Source organism: Bacillus sp. FSL K6-0042 (genome assembly GCF_038006685.1).
Classification (GTDB): Bacteria; Bacillota; Bacilli; order Bacillales; family Bacillaceae_G; genus Bacillus_A; species Bacillus_A pseudomycoides.
In genome coordinates, this window is record NZ_JBBOVS010000001.1 from 3,824,291 (window position 1) to 3,844,833 (window position 20,543).

Consider the following 20,543-nt stretch of genomic DNA (forward strand, 5'->3'; position numbering starts at 1 on the left):
TGTATGAGGCAGCGGGAAGATATATTGCGGGTTATACAGGCATATTTGTTAAAGGTGTCATTTGTAAAAGTTGCATATATTTTTGGGCCTCAAGTAAGGAAAGAAGTAACAGATCAATGTAGTCATCACATTGCGATTGAAACGAAGAATGCTTCGCACAAACAATTTCAGTGGTTATGTTTTGAGTTGATAGAAGAGCTGGAGGGAAGAGTGAAATTTGATGTGGTACATTTAAATTCGCTCTCTAATCTACAATTAAAAAAGTGTATATTGCAAGAAGGAAAGCTGTTTGTACAGCGTATATAAAGTGAAACTTTAATCAGCCCTCACCAATCGGGCTTTTACGGGCAGTTCATCTCCTGCTTAACTTCTTTGCTCTCACTGAATGAGGTGGGAGTGTTACTGCCCACAAATAGCGGGATAAAGAGCCTACGATGATTTGAAGTGAACCCCGAAAACGGGACACATATCAAAACACCTAAACCATCTGTTCCCTATATTCTTTAGGGGATAGGTGGTTTAATTTTTCTTGAATTCGCACACAATTGTAGTAATGAATGTATTCTAGCACAATCTTTCGCACAGTTGTGTTGGATACTTTTGTTATCTTTTGTGAGTAGAAAGCTTCGCTTTTTAAATGACCAAAGAAGCTTTCCATGACGGCATTATCATGGCAATTTCCTCTCCGGGACATGCTGGTGATAATGCCTTTTTCTTTGGCATATGCTTGAAATTCCTTCGCAGTATAAATACTTCCTTGATCCGAGTGAAGGATGACATCTTTTACTTTTCGCCCTCTCATTGCTTGTTTTAATGTCTTCATCGCTAATGTTAAAGTTTGTGATTCACTGATGACATAACTAATAATTTCACGATTAAAGGCATCCATAATCGTTGATAAATACAATGTACGCTCTCCAAATAATAGGTAAGTCATAGGTAAGTCACATCCGTAAACCACTTTTCATTTGGGGCTGATGATTCGAATTGACGTTCCAATCGATGAGGAGCTACGACTGGTTCAGCACCATTGATATATTTCTTTTTCTTACGACGAACTTTTGAGAGTATATGATATTGTTTCATGATCCGTAATACTTTTTTATGATTGACACACAGCCCCGTTTTTCGAAGAGTGGCGGTCACTCTTCGATATCCATACCGTAATTTATGCCTAAGGCAGACCTTCTTTACTTTCTCTTCTATCTCGTCTTTAGGGCGTTCGGTTATCTGTAACCAACGATAAAATGTGGAACGTGGTAATTCTAATACTTTACACAGTTCTTGTACGGTTAATTTTGTTTTTAATTCATTCCATAGGGTAATAACGGTATGTGGTTTCAGCTCCTTTCGATTTCCAGATACTTTCCCCATACAAGTAATTTTGTTTTTAAATGTTTATTTTCTAATCGTAGCTGTTCCAATTCACTTAGCTCTTTTGGTCCTTTTCCATAAGAATATTGTTTTCCTACAGGTTGTTGAAAACGATACGTTTGATCTGTACGATACCATTTCATCCATGTCTTAATTTGGGAAACATTTTTAATTCCGAGTGTCTCCATAATGGTACGATTTGAATAACCATCCTTTTTCATCTCAATCACTTTCCACTTTATTTCTTCTGGGTAATGTACTCTTTCTTTCAAATGAAAAACACCTCCGTTGAATTTGCATACTTAGTATGCGAATTCAGGAGATGTTTTTTTCATGTACCACTATTCGGGTTCACTTCAATTCCATTATCGTAGGTTTTTTTGTGATTTGTGGGCATTAAGCCTTTCATTGATGATTTAATTGTATCCTTTCACAAGACAAGCCCGTTTTTGGGGAAACAAGCTCCCGATTCTACATGTAAACATAATATAAATTGAATCCGCTCATTTAGAACATGATAGGATCCCCTTGTTGTTACGAATGATATTAAAGGAGGAATAGAGTAATGAGTGATAAATGCGATGACAGATGCGATGACAGATGCGATGACAGACATGAACATCACCATAGACACATAAGACACGGCTTCGGTGGCGGTTTTGCGCTTCTAATTGTGTTGTTTATTTTATTGATTATCATCGGTGCTAGCTGCTTCGGTGGCGGTTGCGGCTATGGCGGTGGCTTTGGCGGCGGCTATGGTGGCTTTGGTGGTTACGGATACTGCTAAACAAAAACTATTGGAAATAGCCTTGTGCACGCGCACAAGGCTATTTTATTCACAATTTAAGGCGTTGTGATAATTTATTCATGTAAAGGGAGCGGATTAAAAAGAAGAAAATGATCTCAATAATCCCAAATAAAGTGAGTACAAATAATAGTTCTTTGAGTAAAGAAAGGGCAAGTAATGCTTGTAAAAATTGAATTGCAAATATTGTATGGACAGTAGCAACCACATAAGGTACGAAAAATAAAATAGCCAGTTGAATTGTTGCAGAACGGAACATTTCAGATTCTGTTAATCCAATTTTTGTAATGGTAATATACTTTTGTTCTTCCCTTGTTAAATCGTTATACATACGGAAATATAAGACACTTGCGGCTCCAATAAAGAAGATAATGCCGAGAAACGTTCCAATAAAGAAACTAGAAACATTACTTTTTTTGCTGTATGCTAGTTCGTCACTAGATGTAAAAAGGCTGAATGGGACAACAGTATGTTGTTCTTCTTGCTCTTTGTTCTTCAATAAATCATTTCGATCTTTATCTAGACTATTTATTATATTTTTGGTAGGGATAAGAGTGTCTTCCCAATTTTCAACAAGATAGTTATAAATGGTAATCGTTTCAATATGCGGAAGCATGTTGTCAATTACGTAATCTTGCATCACAATTGTATGCGGAAGAGCGTATTGCGGCTCTACTCCTGGATTTAAAAATCCTTTAATGTGAAATTCTTTTTTATTAGATTCTAAAGTAATGGTTTGTTGCTTCGCGAACGGATTGGTTATTAAATTTAATAGTGTTGGTGAATATCTAGAAATTACATATGCATCGGCTGGATCTAACTGAACTTCTGGTTGCTTCAACAGTTTAGCTAGTGTATTATAATCACTCATTTTCATAATAACAATGTCTTGTTCTAGAGCTTTATCTTTTAAAACTCTAAATTTATATTTTTGATATTGAAATTGATGATTTGTAAGTTCTTGTTCTATTGTAGCAATATGTTTTTGTTCGAATGAATTCCCCTCATTAGATGTATAGGTGAATGGGACAGGGTATTGTTCCAGAATAGAGGCCCTTGTGTAATTATTCATAGCAAAGAGCGGTGTAATAATTGTGAAAGCAAGCGCAGATAACATAGTAACAATAAAGAGCATATTAATATTACCACGCGTACGTGCAACTAAATCTGAAATCCATAACATATTCATTTGTTTCATGTAAAATCTTCTTCTCTTTTTTAAAATAGATATAAAGAGAAGAAACGTTTGAGAAAAGAATAAATACGTTCCAATTATTACAAGTGGCAATATGGATAAAATAATGAAGACTACAGAGCCATCCTGTACGTTTTTTTCGGTGAAATATCCTTTCGGGTATCCAGCGATATAATAGCATAGTCCTAAACAAGCTAAAGCAAATAAAGAAGTGAGAATAGAAGGCCGTTTTTCTTTTCCTAACTTTTGCTCGTTTTTAATGAGACGAATCGTTTTACGTGTACGAACGAACATAGGTGTAAACGTAGAAACGATAAAAAACAGAATGATGAAAGTTACAGTTGTGACGATAATTGCTTTCGTTGGCCAATATAAGTAGAGCCCTGTTGCACCTGTTAATTTGGACGTAACCAATAGAAAAAGGTTAGAAAAAACAAGACCACCTTGAATACCAGCAAAAATGGCTAATAGTCCGATTATCATATTTTCCGTAAACACAAGTCGCTTTAATTGTTTATTGGAAATACCGAGAACGGTTAAAATACCAAATTGTTTTTTACGTACATTTAAAAATGTTCCAATCGAATACAGCAAGAAAAAGAACGAGAACATGACGATAACAAATTGCGCCATTCCAATTAGATTCATCAAAGGTCCTTGTTCATGTAAGTTCTGTAAACGCGGATGGTACGAGTATACAGTAAGTGAGAAGAAAACCATTATCGAAAAAGCACTGCTTACAAAATAAGCAAAATATGCTTTAGAATTACGCATGACATTTTTAAATGCAAATTGCCAAAACGTCATCCACGTCTTCCTCCTAATAAAGCCAACACATCTAATATTTCTTGATAGAACTTTTCTCGATATAATCCGCGGTGTAATTCATTATAAAGCTCGCCATCTTTAATAAAAATAACGCGGTTGCAATAGCTAGCTGCAAATGGATCATGAGTTACCATTAAAATGGTCGCTTTTTCTTCTTTATTTAACTTTGTAAATAACTCCATTACATCAATGGCAGCTTTTGAGTCTAAGTTTCCAGTAGGTTCATCAGCAAGCAAGAGCGATGGATGATGAATAACAGCGCGAGCTACAGCTGTACGCTGCGCTTGTCCGCCAGAAACTTCAAAAATCCGCTTATTTAAAATATGATCAATTCCAAGTTTATTTGAAATATTATCCAGTTTTTTATCCATTTCTTTAAGAGGAACATTATCTAACGTTAATGGTAATACAATATTCTCACCGATTGTTAACGTATCTAATAAGTTAAAGTTTTGAAAAACAAACCCTAGTTCTTGGCGGCGGAAAACAGCTAGCTTTTCACGGCGGAATGTATGAGGTTGTTTTCCGTTAATAAACACTTCACCAGCAGTAGGAGAATCAATTGTTGAAATGACATTTAAGAAAGTAGATTTACCGCTCCCTGAAGGACCCATAATTGCGACAAATTCACCTTTATCTACATGTAAATTTATATTTTTTAAAGCAGTATGAGGGACTTTGCCCTCATACACTTTGGAGACATTTTTAATGTGTAATACTTCTTCCATAAAAAATCACCTTTCTATTTCTTAAAACTTAATATGCTGAGATAATTTTTGCATATATAGGGAACGAATTAATAAGAAAAAGAGAATTTCAATCGTTCCAAAAATCGTAAGGACAACCGTAACTTCAGCAAATAATGATAGGTTTATGATCTCTTGTAACATCTTTGTAGCAAACATCGTATGGATGGAGGCCATAATATAGGGAACAAAGAATAAGATCGCAAGCTGAATGGTAGCTGAGCGTTTCATTTCAGATTCCGTTAAACCGATTTTTGTAACGGTAATATATTTTTCTTGTTCATTTGTTAAATCCGTATACATTCGGAAGTAAAGTACACTTCCAGCTCCGATGAAGAAAATGACACCAAGGAACGTACCGATAAAGAAGAAAGAAGCGGCGCCTAATTTGATTTCGTATAGCGAATTACTCGCTTCCTCCATGATATATAAAGGCTCTTTAGATGCGATACTCTCTCGGTCTTTCTGCAATTTTGTTATAAATTCCGCTGCGATTACATGTGTTTTTTCCCAATTTTGTACTTGAACGCTATACAGTTCCATATGTTTGATGCTACTCGATAAGGAGCGTACTGTATCATCAGATAAAATTAACAATTGTGATGCCAGTCCAGTTGGGATTACACTAAAAGTTTCAAATCCCTTTACATGTAAGGTAAAGGAATTTTGAGAAAGTGTAACGTTTTTTTGTTCGACCTGTCCCTCCAGAGGGCCTAGCAAGTTTTGATATCCATGTCCAGGAAGGATGTATGTTTCATTCCCCTTTACAGAAAGGCGTTTGAGATTTAAAGCAGTAGCAAGCTGGTTATAGTCACTTTGCTTTAATACATACACTTCTCTTTCATAGGGAGTCGTTTTATCTTCTTTCAATGACACTGCATATAAATCGGTTTTAAACGTTTTATATGTAAACTCTTCTTTGCTCAGTCGCTTTTCTAACCAGTCTATATGTTGAGAGGCCATGGGATTAGCATCATATGAAAGGTAGGTAAATGGGAATGGACTATTTTTGGCTACCTCCAATTTTATAAATTTCCCAAACCCATATATGAATGTAATCATTGTAAATGCGAGAGTAGATAACATAGCTACAATAAAAAGCATATTAATATTTGTTCGAATACGGCTTGCCAAGTCTGAAATCCACAGCATATTAATTCGCTTCATGTAAAATTTTCGTCTTGTTTTCAAAATGCGAATGAGCAGGAAGCAAATTTGTGAAAAGAAAAGGTATGTTCCAATTGCCACAAGTGACGGAATGACGAAAATACTAGAGAACATGTAAATCGATCCTATGTCTATACCGAGCGATAAAAAGAACTGTGGATTTCCGGCTAGTACATATCCCGATAGCAAACATAGAGCACCAAATAAAGAAATAAGTATAGATGGTTTTCGCTCTTTTTGCTTTACTTTTCCTTCTTTTAAAAGGCGTACTGCTTTTCGTGTGCGAATGAGCATAGGAGTAAAAGCAGAAACAATGATAAAGAGTCCAAGAAAGGTTGTTGTTGTTAAAATGATGGCTCCTGTAGGCCAATATAAATACAATCCTGGAACGTGTGTAATTTTTGCTGTTACTAATAAGAAAAATTGTGAGAATACGAGTCCGAGTTGAATGCCAACAAAGATGGACAATATCCCAATTAACATATTTTCCATAAAAACAAGACGTTTTAATTGCTTTCTCGATATTCCTAAAACGGTTAAAACTCCAAATTGTTTTTTACGAACTTTTAAGAAAGTGCCGATGGAATAAAGCAGAAAGAAAAAGGAAAAGCACACAATGACCACTTCTGAAAATACCATTAACCCTGTAATTCCATCAACTGTACTTAAATTTTGTAACCGAGGATGAAATAAATATACTGCAAACGAAAAGAAAATGGCAATGGAAAACGCACTGCTTAAAAAGTAGGCAAAATAAGCACGGGAATTTCGCGTTACGTTTTTAAATGCAAACTGCCAAAAAGTCATGCTGTATACCTCCAACTAGAAGAAAAAGATGTAGTCATGTTGCAAAAAATGTATGAGAGTGAGTTCTCATACATTTTGTTGAAATTGTGTATGTTCATTCTTCAATCACCTTCCCCGAGCCGTCTGCTTGATGATTTAAAGCGTTATGGAAGATGATTTTAATGCTAGTTCCTTTGCCTACTTCAGAGTCTAACTTCACGGAATGACCTAAATAAGAGCAAATTTTACTGACAATATAAAGCCCCATACCAGTTGATTCTCCGAAAGTACGTCCATTTTTCCCTGTGTAAAATGGTTCAAATACTCTTCGAACATCTTCCTGAGGGATACCAACACCTTCATCACGAACTTCTAAAATAATATCTTTTCCATTTCGATAAGCAGACAAGAAGACTTTCTTTCCGCGTTCACCAGAATAACGAACAGCATTTGTCATTAATTGGTAAATGATAAACTTTAACCATTTTGCGTCCGAAGCAACTTTAAGATCGGAATGAACTTCTAAAACAGGGAAGACTCCGTTGCGAATAAAGAGTTCCTTTAAGCCATTGATATTTTTCGTTACAGCATCTTTTAAGGAGAGTGTTTCTACATGGAAATCCTCGTGGAAGTTATTCAGCCTCGCCATATATAACGCCATATCAAGTCCTTGATTTAATCTTTCTAGTTCTTTCTTAAACTTCGGAATGAGATGTTCATCTTCCATTTCTAGTACCATCAGCTGCATAATAGAAACTGGCGTTTTCATTTGATGTACCCAGTGATTAATAAACAATTGGTGTTCTTGTTGTTTGACTTCATATGATTGCAGTTCTTTTTGGAATAGACGATACTGAGTCCGAACAAGCTCATTTACGCCGTGTGGCATTGGGGCAGTTGCTCTTTCAATAAACGCATCTTCCATTTTTTCTGGTGGCTCACTTAATCTGTGGTACATTCTGCGGTTGCGAACATAGCGATAAGCGAGAAAGCAAATAAATAAATATAAGCTTAATACAATAAAGTAGAATTTGTTGTTTTGGAATCCATCTACAGCATCATAGAGAATAAAAATGATACCGAAGTTTAGTGCATATAATAGAAAAAACGCAAAATGATCACGCAAAAATAACTTCATTCTTATTCACTCCAAGTTGCGTTAAAACGATACCCTAATCCGCGTACTGTTTCAATTGCATTTTCAATACCAAGCTCATTAAATTTCTTACGAAGACGTGTAATGTTTACATTCAATGTGTTTTCTTCAACGAAGCTTTCATCGTCCCAAAGTGCAGCTAATAGATCTTCGCGGTTTGCTGTACGAGGGTGTTTCGATAATAACATTTCCGCCAAGATAGCTTCTTTCTTTGTAAGAAGAACTTGCCCCGTTCCAAAATGGATTTCTGGTCGTTCAGGAAATAATTTCAAACCTTCTACTTCAACAATACGCTCAGAAATATTTGGAGCATAATCACCATAAATACGGCGTAATTGACCTTTAATTTTCGCCATTACAACATCGTAGTGGAATGGTTTTGTAATATAATCATCCGCACCGCTTTCAATCGCCATAATTTGTTCCATCTCACCAGCACGAGCAGAAATGAAAATAATCGGGCAAGTAGATTCATGACGAATTTGACGGCACCAGTAGAAGCCATCGAACTTCGGTAAGTTGACATCTAGAAGTACTAGGTGTGGTTTCACTCTATTAAAAGAATCCATAATATCATCAAAGTTATCAGCGACAACAGCCTCATAACCATATTTTTGAATGTGAGACTGAAGTAAAGATGAGATATTTGGATCGTCTTCAACAATTAAAATTTTATACATATGTATATTCCTCCTAAAAAACAATTGTAGCTATAGTGTACCATGTGTTTCTTGTCTTTTCATTACCTTGAAACGAGTGCTAGTAAACAGTATAGGATAAAAGTGGAAAAAGCAAAAAGGGTTATGGATTTAATTGACAATAAACGTTTTTTATTTTAACATTTAGATAAATATCTAAATGTCTAATTAGTGAAAGGAAGAAAGACATTGAACCAAGCATTTAAAGCATTAGCAGATCCAACAAGGCGAAAAATATTAGATTTATTAAAAGAAGGCGATTTAACGGCTGGAGAAATCGCCGAACACTTCAATATGACAAAGCCAAGTATTTCACATCATTTAAGTGCACTTAAAAACGCGGAACTTATACAAGATGAAAAAAGAGGACAATTTGTTGTGTATTCCTTAAATACTACTGTTTTTCAAGATTTATTAACTTGGGTGTTTACGTTTACGAATAAAGGGGGAGAGGGGAAATGAAAAAGCATCTTTTGGCAATCATACTAATTCTTATAACATGTGTAGCATGGGCAATTTCTTGGCCATACTTGCCAGATACAATCGCAACCCATTGGAGCGGCGGGACCGCTGATGGATTTTCTTCGAAATTAACTGGAATGATGTCTATGGTTGGTATCATGATTGGTTGTTATGTATTTCTAAATGTTTTACAAAAGATTGATCCAAAGAAAGAAAACTATGAAAAATTTTCTAAAGCTTTAATGATGATAAATAATAGCCTGCTAGTTGTCTTATTTATCGGAAACATAGATATCATTACAAATGGCTTAGGGTATAAATTATTTATTAATCGGATCCCCGAATTACTTGTTGGAATTTTATTTTTAATTATTGGTAATTATTTACCGCAGTGTAAACCGAATTTCTTTGTGGGTATGCGTAACCCATGGACATTGAGTAATGAAGAAGTATGGCGCAAAACACACCGTTTTAGTGGGAAGGTATTTGTAATTTTAGGACTTATGATGATCGTAAGTATTGTTGTGCCAGCTAGTTGGAGGTCTTATATGATGCTTACAATGATACTAGTAGCTGTGGTGTTGACGAATGGATATTCTTATATTTTATATAAAAAGGAACAACTATAAATAGTAGATACGATTCTGTAAGGACGTTTGCAAGTAATGATATGTGGTGAGGATGAAGTCTTATTGCGTATCATTTTAATTATATAGGTCTGAATATTCAGTTTTGTTATATGTGAGTCTAAATCGTTTGGGGGAGAGAGTATGTTAGAAATCATAAATTTTAGCAAAACCTACAAAGGTGGCAAAAAAGCAGTAGATGATTTGAGTTTAACTGTTCAAGCGGGAGATATTTTTGGGTTTATTGGACATAATGGCGCTGGGAAAAGTACGACGATTAAGTCGCTAGTAGGTGTTATAGACTTTGAGGAGGGCGAAATTTTTGTTGATGGGCATTCAGTAAAAAAGGACCCGATTACGTGTAAGAAGGTCATGGCATACATTCCTGATAATCCAGATTTATATGAACAACTAACAGGGATTCAATATTTGAACTTTGTGGCGGATGTTTTTGGGGTGTCTGTAAAGGACAGAGAAGAACGGATACAAACATATGGAGATGCTTTTGAGATTACACCATATTTGGGGGATTTAATATCCTCCTACTCACACGGTATGAAACAAAAAGTAGCGATTATATCAGCAGTTGTGCATCATCCAAAATTATTAGTTTTAGATGAGCCTTTTGTTGGTCTCGATCCAAAGGCGGCTCTTGTACTTAAGGGGATGATGAAGGAACTTTGTGAATCAGGCAGTGCGATTTTCTTTTCTACTCATGTATTAGATGTAGCAGAGAAGTTATGCAATAAGATAGCGATGATTCACAAAGGGAAACTAGCAATCTCGGGGGAAGTAAAGTCTTTAATCAAGGGAAATTCATTAGAAGAGCTCTTTATGAAGGTGCTTGCCGATGAGAAGTAATATGCTGGCCCTTTTAAAAATTCGTTTCATCACGCAGCTCGGCCTCAATACGTTTAAATATGAAAAAGATAAGAAAAAGAAGCAGAATAAAATTTTAATTTCAGCAACCATTGCATTGGTTTTTGTCATGTTGATGCTATATTGTGGAAGCGGGGCATATGGATTAATCAAACTTGGGATAGGAGAAGTCATTCCGGTCTATGCATTTGTTATTAGCAGTATATTAGTTTTGTTTTTCACTATGTTTAAGGCGAATGGTGAAATTTTTGCCTTTAAGGATTATGATTTTGTTATGTCTTTACCGATTCGTGTAGATACGATTATTGCTAGTAGATTTTTGTATTTGTACGTATTAAATACTGTCTTTTCAATGGTCATCATGCTACCGATGGGGATTATTTATTGTATATATGAGAATCCGTCAATATCTTTCTATGTAATGTGGATCATAACTCTGTTTACAGTATCTTTAATTCCAACAACAATTGCGGCTGTTTTTGGTGCATGCATTACGGCGATAGCATCTAAGTTTAGACATGCGAATCGAGTCACTACCGTTTTAAGTTTTATGGCAATTATTATATTTGGCTACTTTATGTTCAAGCAGGGAAATACGAAATATAGCCTGACTGATTTGGAAGGGATTGGAGCAGTCCTTTCGGAACAATTGACTAAAGTGTATCCGCTAGCTAACATTTTTCAAAAAGCAATTGTCGATGCGAATATAGGAGCTTTTATTCTTTTTGTCAGCATATCAGTTATTTGGTATTATCTTTTTGTAAAAATACTCTCGCTTAAATATAAGCAAATCAATACAGGAGTTTCTACGTACCATACGCGTTCCGATTACAAGATTGATCATATGAAGAAAGAAAAAGTGTTGATTGCATTATATAAAAAAGAACGGAAGCGTTTCTTTTCTTCTACAGTATATGTGATTAATATCGGTATGGGAGTTGTCATGGCAGTCATATTCTCACTTGCAGTCATTATAGTAGGGCCAAGTCAATTCATTGGATATCCTGGAATCGAAACGCTTTTACAAAAGGTTGCTCCATTTGTTATTTCAGCAATGATTGCAATGACGTGTACAACGTGTGTGTCATTGTCGCTCGAGGGGAAAAACGTATGGATTATCAAGTCATTGCCTCTTACACCGAAAATGATTTATGACAGTAAGATTCTCATGAATCTTTCACTCAGCATACCTACATCAATTATTAGCGCTATCCTTATGATTATAGGTTTAAATCCAGGTATTTGGACTTCAATTTTAATCGTAATAACTCCAATCATATATTCATTTTTTTCAGCAGTATGGGGGATTTTTATTAATAACCGATTTGCTTATTATGATTGGGTGTCAGAAACGCAAGTAGTGAAACAGAGTATGGGAGCTTTTCTTGGTATGTTTGGCGGCATGATTCTGGCAGTCATTCCTGCCTTTCTTATAGGTACTGCTGTGATATCGAGCTATAGGATATTTACTTTTGTAGTTATTGCAATACTTTCTAGTATTACCGTGCTACTGTATAACAATGAATCTAGAGGAAGTATAAAATGAGTGGTTTTGGTTAAGGGATTTATAAGAGGTGCTACCCCATACCCATCAAGCTAATATTTTGAAGTTTTGTTTTTTGCGAAAATTCCTATTGATATAACGAGTGTATATTGATAGAATTCAATTCATAAAATATAGACAATTTCATAAATTTCAAATCGGATGAAAATTAAATCTGATTTCTCTTATCAAGAGAGGTGGAGGGACTGTGCCCTGTGAAACCCAGCAACCATCAACTTTTACGTTGAAATGGTGCTAATTCCTGCAAAGCAAATGCTTTGAGAGATGAGAGGAAGGGATAATGTTGATATATGCATATAAACCTTTCTGCTCATTCTAAAAGCAGAAGGGTTTTTTGTTGTTCGAATGAGAGTGAAGGATATTCTGTGAGAAAACAGAGCGATTTATACAGTCGATGGTAATATTTATCCTATAATACATTCGATATTTTGAATGTTTAGTTATTTTATCGATTCCGTTTACGAAGATTCTCCGTGGGGTAAGTGCAGAACTGCCAGCTTTAATTATTGGAGCTTTAAAAGCAATAGGAGCAAAACGAGCACGATTATTGGGAAGGTATTAATTCTAGAATCCTTACTAGCACCAGTAGTTGGTATTACCATAACGACTATACAGCAATGGCTGGTGTTATCAGTGCTGGTAGAAAAGGGAAACTTGATTATTTAGAAGGATTTCAGTGCAGGAATAACGATGTGACAATCATTGCAACAATTTGTGTAGTACTCGTTGTTTTCCTAATTCAATGGATTAGTGATTTTGTTACAACGTGAATTGATAAAAAATAAATACATAAAAAAGAAGAAGGGTGTTTACAACATGAAAAAACTATTACTATCAGCACTTATTACAACGGCAATTTTTGGTTTAGCTGCTTGTGGAGGAAAAAGTGAAAATAAGCTTGTTGTTGGTGCTTCTAATGTACCGCATGCAGTTATTTTAGAAAAAGCAAAACCGTTACTTGAGAAAAAAGGTGTAAAACTAGAAATTGAAAAATTCCAAGACTACGTATTACCAAATAAATCATTAGCGAATAAAGAAATAGATGCGAACTATTTCCAAGGCCTTCCATACTTAGAGAAAGAAATGAAAGATAAAAAATATGATTTTGAAGTAGCTGGGAAAATACACATAGAACCAATCGGTATATATTCTCAAAAATATAAAAACCTAAAAGAGCTTCCAGATGGAGCAACAATTATTATGAGTAATGCAATTACTGATCATGGACGTGGTTTAGCGATTTTACAAAAAGAAGGTATTTTGAAAATTAAAGATGGTATAGAACCTGTAAAAGCAACCGTAAAAGATATTGCAGAAAACCCGAAAAATTTGAAATTCAAAACAGACATTGAGCCTGGTTTATTAGCACAAATGTATAACAATAAAGAAGGCGATGCTATTTTAATTAACGCTAACTATGCAATTGATGCAAAATTAAATCCAAGGAAAGATGCAATCGCGATTGAAGGTAATGATTCTCCATATGTAAACGTAGTCGCCGTTCGCAAAGGCGATAAAGATAAAAAAGAAATTAAAGCACTTGTAGAAGTATTGCATTCGAAAGAAATTGAAGACTTTATTAATAAGGAATATAAAGGTGCAGTTATTCCTGTAAAAGAATAACTTTGGAAAGAATGGAGAATTTCGAGAGCGAGCTCTTCAAGATCAAGCACAGGAGTTAGTTGCTTTATGTGTATAGCTTAAGTACATCACTCATATTACTCTTTCATAAGGAATCCGGTGCTGAATCATCAGTACCGGATTTTTTAACCTTACAGAAATGTAATGTTCGTGTAAGGAGAATGAATAGATGGTATGTTAGCCGGGTGCTATAGTAACAAAGTAGTTATTTCATAAAGTTAAATGTGTGTTTTTCTACTAGTATATATATTCATTTTGATTTACCAACATATAAAACGCGGTTATGCATACACAAGCGAATCCCCACTCACTTTCTACCTTCGTTTTCACGTGGCATGGGGCTGAAAAAGGCACTAATCGCTTCTACGCATGGCCGAATGCTCTTTCCCACTTAAAGATTAGGTGTTATGTGGTTTTTCAATCTGTAGTTATATAAGCGCCCTTACATAACTGTCATGTTTGTGTAAGAAACATCGATAGTGGCAAGAGTAGGAGTTAGATATAGTGAAAATAGAGAATAGAAGAAGTGAGGGATATAGAGATGAAAACAGTGTTAGAAGCGAAAAATATTAAAAAAGTATATGATACAGGTGGAAATAAATTTGAAGCGTTAAAAGGTATTAACTTACAAGTGCAAGAAGGTGAATTCGTTGGAATTATGGGACCTTCTGGATCTGGTAAAACGACTCTTTTAAATGTTCTTTCTACAATTGATAATGCAACGAGCGGTGAGATTTTAATTGATGGGAAAGACATTGTGAAAATGAATGATGATAAATTAGCATTGTTCCGCCGTGATCATTTAGGATTCATTTTCCAAGATTATAACTTATTAGATACGCTAACGGTGAAAGAGAACATTGCATTACCACTTGCGTTATCAAAAGTGAAAGCAAATGAAATTGATCGCCGCGTTCTTGAAATTGCGAAGAAGTTTGGTATTGACCATATTTTAAGTCAATTCCCATACCAAGTATCGGGTGGACAGAAGCAGCGCTGCGCAGCATCACGTGCAATCGTTACAAATCCAAGTATGATTTTTGGGGACGAGCCAACAGGAGCTCTTGATTCAAAATCAGCAACAGACTTATTAGAAAGTATGAAGTCATTAAATGAATATGATAATTCAACAATTTTAATGGTAACGCATGATGCGTTTGCGGCAAGTTATTGTAAACGAGTTATCTTCATTAAGGATGGAGAGTTATATAAAGAATTGCACCGCGGGGAATTAACTCGTAAACAATTCTTCCAACAAGTAGTAGACGTAATGTCCGCAATTTCCGGAGGTGCAATGGATGACGTTATCTAGCATTGCCCTCCGCAATATACAGCGGAACTTTAAAGATTACTTTTTATATTTTGCATCGATGATCTTTAGCATCGTCATTTATTTTACATTTAAGGCACTTCAGTATAATTCACAAATGGAAAAGGCAGCGGAAGGTTCTAAGAAAATTAGTGGAGCATTCCAAGTTTCCAGTGTGATGCTAATTATTTTCGTAGCGGTATTTATTATATACTCTAACGGATTCTTTACACGGAAACGTAAAAAAGAAGTTGGACTCTATTCACTACTAGGAATTCGAAAAAGACAAATTGGTAAAATGTTATTTTATGAAAATATGCTGATGGGTTTGATGTCATTAGTAATCGGGATTGCAATTGGTAGTGTACTTTCGAAGTTATTCCTTGAGTTATTAGTAAGTATGATGGGACTAAACTTAAATGTTCACTTTGAAGTACCAATGGGAGCAATTATTGATACAGCAATTATCTTTTTTGTGATTATCCTTTATACATCACTGCAAGGATATCGTTTAATCTATCGCTTTAAATTAATTGAGCTTTTCCGTGCGGAGCGTGAAGGGGAAGCGATGCCAAAAGGATCAATGATTATGGCATTGATTTCAGTTTGTTTAATTGGTTCAGGTTATTTCTTATCACTGATGTATATTAAAGCTATTAAATATGCAGACTTTATGACAGTTGCGCTTTACATTCTACTTGCAACAGTACTTGGTACGTACTTACTATTTATGTTCTTTACAGTGTTTGTATTAAAACGAGCAAGACATAAGAAATCATCTTTCTATAACGGTATGAACATGGTAACGACGTCACAGTTACTGTACCGCATTAAAGGAAATGCAAAATCTCTAGCAACTATTGCAATATTAAGTGCGGTAACATTAACTGCAGTTGGTACGTCTGTTACGATGTATTACAACACGTTTAAACAAACGAAAGGTTATGCGCCGCACAGTTATTCTTACGAGAAAAAGGATGCGGCACTTGACAATAAAGTAAATGCGATTTTGGGTGAAGAGAAACAGAAGCATCCTGTAACGAACCAATTCGAAATAGAAATGGTTCCTGTTAAAGGGAAGTTTAAAGGCGAAAAAGCAGATATGGGTATGAATACAAATTATTTAGTTACCGAGAAATATCAGCTTGTATCGCAATCAGCATTTAATAACATAGCAAAGAATATGGATGTAGAGGCTGTAAGTTTGGCGGCTAACGAGGCATTCGTATTTGATGGTATGTATATTGAAGGGCAGGAGTTCAGCACTGTATATAAAGGGAATAAAGCGGTATTCCCGATTGGTAATGAAGCGAAAACATTAACGATTAAAGGTGCTGAAGGACGTAATATAACGAACTTAGGAGAACTATTCGTTGTTGTACCAGATGAAGTATATAAGAGTGCGAAGGCAGTAGCTGACACACGTATCGTTAAAAATATCGATGTAAAAGATGAGAAGAATAGTAAAGTGCTAACAGAGAAATTAAAGAAAGTGATGCCAGCTGGAGAATCAGAAGTTGCGCGACCTTTCAATGATTTCTACACTGGTTTCCATGGTATGCTGGAAGCAACAGGATTAATGATGTTTATCGGTCTATTCTTAGGACTTGTCTTCTTACTAGCAACAGGCTCTATCATTTACTTCAAACAGCTAACAGAAGCAAGTGCAGACCGCGATCGTTACGTTGTACTACGTAAAGTCGGGGTTACAAAACAAGAAATGAAAAAAGCAATTGCAAAACAAGTAAGCTTTATCTTTACAATTCCATTAGTAGTAGGGATTTGCCACAGTTTATTTGCATTAAAAGGCTTATCAAACTTGCTACCATTTGAAATATTAATCCCACTACTAATTAGTATCGGAGTATATAGTGTAATTTACATTGGATATTACTTCTTAACAGTTCGTTCTTACTATAAAATTGTGAGCGCGAAGTAATGAAGGAAGCAGCTATCGCTATAGGCGGTAGCTGTTTTTTATTTCTTCATAAAATCTTAAGAAATTTCCATGTTATTTTTTAAAAAATGATAGTTATACTTGGAGCTATATTAGACGATATTGAATGAACGGGAGAGGTTAGAGATGCAACTTATTACATTCTTAACCGAATTTGTGAAACATCCAAAGAATACTGGAGCAATTGCACCTAGTTCTAACATATTAGCCAAAAAGATGGTAGGCGCGATTAATTTCGAAGAAGCAAAGTATATTCTAGAATTGGGACCTGGAACAGGATCATTCACGAGAGAGATTATAAAGAGAAAAAAAGAACATACAATATTTATCTTGATTGAAATTAATGAAGTTTTTTTCAAAAAGTTACAGAAGCAGTTTAAGGACGATCCAAACGTTTTGGTTATACATGGATCAGCGGAGAACATAAAGAAATATATAAAGGAGTTACAAATAGAGAAGGTTGATTATGTATTATCAGGGTTACCTTTTACATCCTTACCAACGGAAGTATCATCTCGTATTTTATCCAGTGTAATGGAGTCATTAAGTGAGGACGGCGAGTTTATTACGTTTCAATATTCGCTTGCAAGGAAAGCATTTATCCAAACCTTTTTTCAGGAAATTTCACTAAAAAAGGTTTGGTTGAATCTTCCTCCAGCACATGTTCTTAGTTGTAGAAAAAGGCTAGGAGGTCATACGCCTAATGGAATTACATGAATTGTTATCCTATATTGAGCAGTATGGCTATGCGGCTTTATTCTTTTGTTTATGGTTTGGGATTGTAGGTATGCCAATTCCAGATGAAATGATTGTGATGAGTGGTGGGTTTGTATCGTCAGTAGGCATACTAAGTGTAATTCCAGCATTTTTATTAACCTATTTAGGTGTCGTATCCGGCCTCTCTTTAGGATATATACTTGGAAAGGTTTTTGGTGATAAAGTACTTGATAAATTGATGAAAAAGAAAAAGGCGAAGTATCTTTTACAATCACAAGAAATGATTGGTAAATATGGACATTATGCATTAGTAACAAGTTATTTTATACCTGTCGTTAGACATATTGTTCCTTATTTGGTTGGTATGAGTCGTATGTCATTTAAAATATATGCTTTGTATTCATACACGACGGGATTTATGTGGACGTTGCTTTATTTTATGCTTGGTTCTATGTTTGGTAAACACATCGAGGCGATTGTAGAACTTGCGACGAAGTATGGCCTCTATTTTGGTGGCACAATTGTCGTCATAGCAAGTGTTTTATATTTATATATACAAAAGAAAAATCAGGTAATAGGATAGATTACTTGTCTAAATATTCGTAGACAGTAAGGAAAAAAGCAGCTATTTTAAGTAATAGCTGCTTTTTTCAATCATTTATTTCAAATTCATAATTAGGAAGTAAACTTGCACTGTAGATAAGGAGAAAGAGGATCTTCTCTTTATTGGATTTCATAATTGAGGAATGTAGGGGAGATGGAACCTAATCTTTACAATTTTTGTAGTAGTCGTGTCCCGCTATTCATATCACCTTTACATAAAGGACATTTTGGTTCTTCTTCTAAAGAAAAGTTTTTACGCATCCATCCTAAACAATCTTCTGTTTGGCATTCCCATACAGCGATTTCTTCTGGATCTTCTACAGGCTTATTATTTCTTTTCCAATACATACAATCACTCCTCTAAAGTGAAAAATTTTTCTAAAAAAATAAAAAGGTTGTTAACGTTTTTTGTTAACAACCTTTTATATTTTTAATTATAATGTTTATTTTATAAAAATGCGAACTTTATAAATTACCAAAGTATAACAAGGACTCTATTATACTAATTCTGGGTTATAAATCATCGTAAAATGTCCTGGCAATAATTCAATTTGGCACGGTGTATGAAGAGAGAGCTCTCCTACCTAAAAAGAAAGGCTTTATGTTGGTTTTTCAATTTGTATTTATATAGTAGTGGATGATATGAATAAACTTCCATCAAAAATTGATGGAAGTTGTATGTGGTTTTATTTTTCTGTTACTACTGAAGCGATAAATGGTAAGTTACGATATTTTTCTGCACAGTCAATGCCATAGCCGACGATAAATTCATCTGGAATTTGGAAACCTACATACTCGGCTGTCAAATCAACTTTACGACGCTCTGGTTTATCAAGTAATGTACAGAACTTTAATGCTTTTGGTTTATGCATAAAGAAGTGGTCTTTTAAGAAGTGAAGTGTTAAGCCAGAATCGATAATGTCTTCTACAACAATTACATTTTTGCCTGTAATGTTGACATCGATATCTTTTAACAATTTAACTTTTCCTGTTGTTTCCGTTTGGTTGCCGTAACTAGATGCAGAGATAAAGTCGATTGTTACTTCATTTTTAATGTGACGAATTAAATCAGCAGCAAAGACGAAAGAACCTTTTAGTACTGCGATCACAACGATTTCTTCTCCTTCAAAATCGCGTTCAATTTGCAGTGCTAGTTCTTTTACCTTTGTTTGTAATGCTTCTTCAGAGATTAAAGTATCTTTTATTTCAATTTTCATTAGAATCCTCCTGCGTTGTAAAACTTGTGAACATTTTGACTGTAAAGGATTGAAGGGGAAAAGTCAAAAAAGAGAAATACATATTGGCTAAAGGTTTATATTAGGAAGGCCAGAATAAAATAAAATGAAAGTTCGATTTGAGGTTTTTATGATCCGTTCATGCTAGAGCCAAGAATTATTATAATCCCAGTTATGTTTTATATGATTCTTTTATATTGTATGACGAAAGTAGTGAACGGATATAAACATAATAGAATAGAGTAAGCAGAAGATTTATATAGAGTATTATTTTTCGTCCAACGTGGTTAGAGAGTAGAGGTGAGGAAATAAAAAAGAATTTGATTTATCTTAGAGGAATTCCTTTATTTTTATAATAGCATTCTTTTTACAAAAATCCCCACAAAATAGTCTGATGATATGATATACTGATCACATTAAGAAAACGCTTCCATTAAGGGGATAATCATGAAAAAGAAACAGTACACAAGTGTTACATTTATAAAAGCATTACTTTTAACAATCGTTCTTGGTATGTTGGCTTACTTAATTGATGTTCCTGCTATTCGCATTTCACTCATTGGGATGACTTTAGTTCTTGGAGCAATTTCTCATGGAATGATGTTGCAACTGTATGAAGCTGGATTAGATGATATGAAAAAATATATAGATGAAAAATGATTAAAAACCCTCCATTCGTTTAGATGAAGGGTTTTTTTCATTTCTTACAAAAATGTAAGGTGATTTGTAAGAAAAATCGATAGTTGAGTAGTCGTCTTTTGGATAAACTTATAGATGTAAGGTAAAAGGCAAGCA

At 34.8% G+C, this 20,543-nt stretch carries 19 protein-coding genes, 2 pseudogenes and 1 riboswitch; of the genes and pseudogenes, 13 read left to right on the forward strand and 8 right to left on the reverse strand.

What is annotated here, in order from left to right:
- Nucleotides 1-3 precede the first annotated feature (3 nt).
- Nucleotides 4-306, forward strand: coding sequence for a hypothetical protein (locus MHH45_RS19620; protein WP_016116824.1), 303 nt, complete (start codon nucleotides 4-6; stop codon nucleotides 304-306).
- A gap of 172 nt (nucleotides 307-478) precedes the next feature.
- On the opposite strand, the pseudogene MHH45_RS19625 reads toward MHH45_RS19620, so the two are convergent.
- A pseudogene (locus MHH45_RS19625) lies at nucleotides 479-1,646 on the reverse strand (IS3 family transposase).
- Between the two features lie 293 nt (nucleotides 1,647-1,939).
- Here MHH45_RS19625 and MHH45_RS28110 point away from each other — a divergent pair.
- Entirely contained in the window at nucleotides 1,940-2,161 is a 222-nt protein-coding gene (locus tag MHH45_RS28110) for a YjcZ family sporulation protein (protein WP_016133328.1), read from the forward strand.
- 49 nt (nucleotides 2,162-2,210) lie between these two features.
- Here MHH45_RS28110 and MHH45_RS19635 read toward each other — a convergent pair whose 3' ends face one another.
- The 5 genes from MHH45_RS19635 to MHH45_RS19655 form a co-directional block, all read right to left on the reverse strand.
- Entirely contained in the window at nucleotides 2,211-4,181 is a 1,971-nt protein-coding gene (locus tag MHH45_RS19635; protein ID WP_016116822.1) for an FtsX-like permease family protein, read from the reverse strand.
- The gene (locus MHH45_RS19640; protein WP_016116821.1) at nucleotides 4,178-4,930 is read right to left on the reverse strand and encodes an ABC transporter ATP-binding protein; all 753 of its coding nucleotides are present in this window, start codon (nucleotides 4,928-4,930) and stop codon (nucleotides 4,178-4,180) included. Before MHH45_RS19640 ends, MHH45_RS19635 begins: the two co-directional genes overlap by 4 nt.
- Before the next feature lie 21 nt (nucleotides 4,931-4,951).
- Nucleotides 4,952-6,922 (reverse strand): ABC transporter permease, encoded by a 1,971-nt coding sequence (locus MHH45_RS19645; RefSeq protein WP_088094364.1) that lies wholly within the window; start codon nucleotides 6,920-6,922, stop codon nucleotides 4,952-4,954.
- A 94-nt stretch (nucleotides 6,923-7,016) separates the two neighbouring features.
- Nucleotides 7,017-8,039 carry a sensor histidine kinase gene (locus MHH45_RS19650; protein WP_016116819.1) on the reverse strand — a complete coding sequence of 341 codons (1,023 nt, stop codon included), beginning with the start codon at nucleotides 8,037-8,039 and terminating at the stop codon, nucleotides 7,017-7,019.
- A 2-nt stretch (nucleotides 8,040-8,041) separates the two neighbouring features.
- Nucleotides 8,042-8,737: a response regulator transcription factor gene (locus MHH45_RS19655; RefSeq protein WP_016116818.1), complete on the reverse strand. Its 696-nt coding sequence runs from the start codon at nucleotides 8,735-8,737 to the stop codon at nucleotides 8,042-8,044.
- Nucleotides 8,738-8,944: 207 nt separating this feature from the next.
- On the opposite strand from MHH45_RS19655, the gene MHH45_RS19660 reads away from it, so the two are divergent.
- The 10 genes and pseudogenes from MHH45_RS19660 (at nucleotide 8,945) to MHH45_RS19705 (ending at nucleotide 18,493) form a co-directional block, all read left to right on the forward strand.
- Nucleotides 8,945-9,217: an autorepressor SdpR family transcription factor gene (locus MHH45_RS19660; protein ID WP_016116817.1), complete on the forward strand. Its 273-nt coding sequence runs from the start codon at nucleotides 8,945-8,947 to the stop codon at nucleotides 9,215-9,217.
- Nucleotides 9,214-9,846, forward strand: a complete 633-nt coding sequence (locus tag MHH45_RS19665) for an SdpI family protein (RefSeq protein ID WP_016116816.1) — start codon at nucleotides 9,214-9,216, stop codon at nucleotides 9,844-9,846. The genes MHH45_RS19660 and MHH45_RS19665 overlap by 4 nt, the downstream gene beginning before the upstream one ends.
- A gap of 141 nt (nucleotides 9,847-9,987) precedes the next feature.
- Nucleotides 9,988-10,704 carry an ABC transporter ATP-binding protein gene (locus MHH45_RS19670; RefSeq protein WP_016116815.1) on the forward strand — a complete coding sequence of 239 codons (717 nt, stop codon included), beginning with the start codon at nucleotides 9,988-9,990 and terminating at the stop codon, nucleotides 10,702-10,704.
- On the forward strand, nucleotides 10,694-12,268 hold the full coding sequence (locus MHH45_RS19675) for a putative ABC transporter permease subunit (RefSeq protein WP_088094365.1): 1,575 nt from the start codon (nucleotides 10,694-10,696) through the stop codon (nucleotides 12,266-12,268). The genes MHH45_RS19670 and MHH45_RS19675 overlap by 11 nt, the downstream gene beginning before the upstream one ends.
- A 179-nt stretch (nucleotides 12,269-12,447) precedes the next feature.
- A riboswitch (SAM riboswitch) is annotated at nucleotides 12,448-12,557 on the forward strand.
- A 98-nt stretch (nucleotides 12,558-12,655) separates the two neighbouring features.
- Nucleotides 12,656-13,056: pseudogene (locus MHH45_RS19680) on the forward strand (ABC transporter permease); the annotation flags it as partial.
- Between the two features lie 46 nt (nucleotides 13,057-13,102).
- Nucleotides 13,103-13,909 carry a methionine ABC transporter substrate-binding lipoprotein MetQ gene (gene metQ, locus MHH45_RS19685; RefSeq protein WP_088094366.1) on the forward strand — a complete coding sequence of 269 codons (807 nt, stop codon included), beginning with the start codon at nucleotides 13,103-13,105 and terminating at the stop codon, nucleotides 13,907-13,909.
- Nucleotides 13,910-14,468: 559 nt separating this feature from the next.
- Nucleotides 14,469-15,239: an ABC transporter ATP-binding protein gene (locus tag MHH45_RS19690; protein WP_003201420.1), complete on the forward strand. Its 771-nt coding sequence runs from the start codon at nucleotides 14,469-14,471 to the stop codon at nucleotides 15,237-15,239.
- On the forward strand, nucleotides 15,226-17,175 hold the full coding sequence (locus MHH45_RS19695) for an ABC transporter permease (RefSeq protein ID WP_016116812.1): 1,950 nt from the start codon (nucleotides 15,226-15,228) through the stop codon (nucleotides 17,173-17,175). The genes MHH45_RS19690 and MHH45_RS19695 overlap by 14 nt, the downstream gene beginning before the upstream one ends.
- Nucleotides 17,176-17,319: 144 nt before the next feature.
- Nucleotides 17,320-17,910 carry a class I SAM-dependent methyltransferase gene (locus MHH45_RS19700; RefSeq protein WP_006096328.1) on the forward strand — a complete coding sequence of 197 codons (591 nt, stop codon included), beginning with the start codon at nucleotides 17,320-17,322 and terminating at the stop codon, nucleotides 17,908-17,910.
- On the forward strand, nucleotides 17,897-18,493 hold the full coding sequence (locus MHH45_RS19705; RefSeq protein WP_016116811.1) for a DedA family protein: 597 nt from the start codon (nucleotides 17,897-17,899) through the stop codon (nucleotides 18,491-18,493). Before MHH45_RS19700 ends, MHH45_RS19705 begins: the two co-directional genes overlap by 14 nt.
- Before the next feature lie 188 nt (nucleotides 18,494-18,681).
- Here MHH45_RS19705 and MHH45_RS19710 read toward each other — a convergent pair whose 3' ends face one another.
- Nucleotides 18,682-18,861, reverse strand: coding sequence for a cold-inducible protein YdjO-related protein (locus MHH45_RS19710; RefSeq protein ID WP_006096330.1), 180 nt, complete (start codon nucleotides 18,859-18,861; stop codon nucleotides 18,682-18,684).
- A 338-nt stretch (nucleotides 18,862-19,199) separates the two neighbouring features.
- Nucleotides 19,200-19,730 (reverse strand): hypoxanthine phosphoribosyltransferase, encoded by a 531-nt coding sequence (hpt, locus tag MHH45_RS19715; RefSeq protein ID WP_003201413.1) that lies wholly within the window; start codon nucleotides 19,728-19,730, stop codon nucleotides 19,200-19,202.
- Nucleotides 19,731-20,192: 462 nt separating this feature from the next.
- Here hpt and MHH45_RS19720 point away from each other — a divergent pair, with 462 nt between their 5' ends.
- Complete coding sequence (locus tag MHH45_RS19720; RefSeq protein WP_139350076.1) at nucleotides 20,193-20,408, forward strand: hypothetical protein; 216 nt, start codon at nucleotides 20,193-20,195, stop codon at nucleotides 20,406-20,408.
- The last annotated feature ends 135 nt before the right edge of the window (nucleotides 20,409-20,543 follow it).